Source organism: Xanthobacter sp. NM-59 (assembly GCF_021401125.1).
In the GTDB taxonomy this organism is placed as follows: domain Bacteria; phylum Pseudomonadota; class Alphaproteobacteria; order Rhizobiales; family Xanthobacteraceae; genus Xanthobacter.
This window is the reverse complement of record NZ_JACBFQ010000024.1, coordinates 1-2317: the sequence shown is the minus strand read 5'-3', so window position 1 is coordinate 2317 and position 2317 is coordinate 1. Positions and strand designations below refer to the sequence as shown.

At 61.1% G+C, this 2317-nt stretch carries 1 protein-coding gene; it reads right to left on the bottom strand.

All coding sequences use genetic code 11. The features are described from left to right. Positions 1 to 132: 132 nt before the first annotated feature. Positions 133 to 1674, bottom strand: coding sequence for a group II intron reverse transcriptase/maturase (gene ltrA / locus L0966_RS22115; protein WP_234054265.1), 1542 nt, complete (start codon positions 1672 to 1674; stop codon positions 133 to 135). Positions 1675 to 2317 lie beyond the last annotated feature (643 nt).

Sequence of the window (2317 nt, the reverse complement as noted above, 5' to 3'; positions counted from 1 at the left end):
GTGAAAGTAGAGATGAAGCGCTCCATCCCCTCTCGGAGACGAGTTTCTCCATCCCTCTTCCCGAACCGGACGTGCGGGTTTCCTCGCATCCGGCTCTCCATGCACGGGCGCTTCCACGCCCATGGGTGGGCCTCAGACAAGTCTGAGGCGGTGGACTGCATTCTGGAAGCCACGCAGGCTTTTGCGCTGCGCGTATTGCCGTTCCGCATTCCATCCGTTCGGTTTCTCTATGCTCTGGTGTGGGTACCGCAAGGTTCCTCCTTCGGAGAGGAACCGCAGGTGTCTGGACCCTTCGGTCCATTGCCTTCGCTTTCCCGGGGCACTGTTGAAGAAGCGGCGGCACAGCATTCGCAGCGACGCCTTTCGGTGCTTCTTACGCAGCCAGCGCCCCACGCGCTGCCATATCCAGAAGTCGAGACGGGCGAACTCCCGATACGCCCACGTGGCATAACGGTAGTAGTTCCTCCATCCCAGCAGGACAGGATTGAGCCTGTCGATGAGATCGGCGAGCGACCATCCCGTCGGGATGCCTTTCACCATGACCTTGATCTTGTGGCGCAGGTCGTTCAGCTTGCCCTTCGGTATGAAGAGGTTGCCGACGCGACGCCCATTCCCGTGTTTGTTCGGGTGGAGCGCTTTTGTCTGGGCCACCCGATAGCCGAGGAAGTCGAAGCCTTCCCCAACCTCGGTGATCCGGGTCTTTTCCATCGACAGTTCCATGCGGAGCTCCGTTTTCAGGAACTCCGCCAGCCCCAGCTTTTCCGCTTCCGCGTGCTCCCTCGAGCCGTCTACGAGGACGACGAAGTCGTCCGCGTATCGCACCATGTAAAACACCGGCCGGCCTTTCTTGTGGTCTCGGACCCTTCGGGCGGCGGCATTTATACTTGGCTCACGAGGACGCATGGACCATCGCCCATACCGCTCGTCGATGGCCGTCAGATAGATATTCGACAGCATCGGCGAGATGATCCCGCCTTGCGGCGAGCCGGTTACGGGGTGGCGAACGGTCCCCTCGATCATCACGCCGGCCTTCAGGAACGCGAGGATCAGCTTCAGCACCTTGCGGTCGCCGATGCGTTTTCGCACCCGTTCCATCATGACGTGATGGTCGATCGCGTCGAAGCAACCCTTGATGTCGCCTTCGATGACATGGCGGTAGACCGAAGGTCCACGCTTCGTCGGGTGGAGGAACCTCTGGATTCGCTCCAGAGCATCATGAGTGCTTCGTCCTCTTCGGAACCCATAGGAGGTCGGATAAAAATCCGCCTCGAAAATGGGTTCCAGGATCAGCTTCAAAGCCATCTGCACCAGTCGGTCGATCAGCGTGGGAATGCCGAGTGGCCGGAACTGCCCCGGCTTGCCGGGCTTTGGGATAAGCCGCTGCCTGACAGGTTCCGGGCGATACGTTCCGTCGCGAAGCGCCTCTCGGATGTCTTCGAGGAGCCTCGCAGCGCCACCGGGCCGTTGTTCGACCGTTCGCCGCGTCATCCCGTCCGTGCCCGGTGTCAGGCTGCCGCTGTTGCGGGCGAGCCGTCGCCAGGCTTCAGTGAGGGTTCTGCGGTCGCATATGAGATTGAACAGATCAGCGAATACCTTGTCGGGCATTTCGCTGCTCCACCGATACAGCTTGCGCTGCATGTCGAGGACGAACGAGGTGTTCACCTCGTCGGACATAGGTCCACCTCCTGCCTGCTCGCTGTATCCACTGCCTCCCTTCGCCATGTGAACGGCTTTCCCGTCCTCGGACTACTACGAAGGCTCCGCCCCTCGTCGTCGCGATCGCTGGTCGCTTCAGCCATCCGGCATCCGAACGTGCCGGAAGCGACGACGAGGTTCCTGGGTTCCGTATCTGATCTCTTGCCTGCTTTAGGCGCCGACTTTACCCCGTGTGGAATCCGGTCTCGATACCTCGCAAGCCCGTATCGAGGCTGGCACGCAGCACGCTGCGTACCCCCAGTCCATGTATTCATAGCACGGACCAACGCTCCACCGGCCGGCGGCAGACGCCACCGACCGTCCTGCCCACTTCCGAGTTGGCAGGTCCCGACGTTTGCCGAGGCGTCCTCCATCGGTTCGGTTTCCCTCGCCATGTCAAGCTCGCTGGCCGGACCGCCGACAGGGCCGGAAGTGCCCGTCCGCCCGGCTTTGACGGGTTCTGCTGATTTATGGATCGCCGGAAGCACCCGGTTCACCTCACCCGTCTGCTTATCACCGCATGTTGCGTCACACGGTGTGCAGGGTCTCTCACCCCGCGAGATCAGAAACGGCATGAAAATCAAAGCACTCCTTTCTTTGATAGGGGCCCAGCGCACATGAA

Excerpts from the sequence above, each read along its gene's own strand:
- ltrA (WP_234054265.1), bottom strand. The coding sequence starts at position 1,674 with ATGTCCGACGAGGTGAACACCTCGTTCGTCCTCGACATGCAGCGCAAG.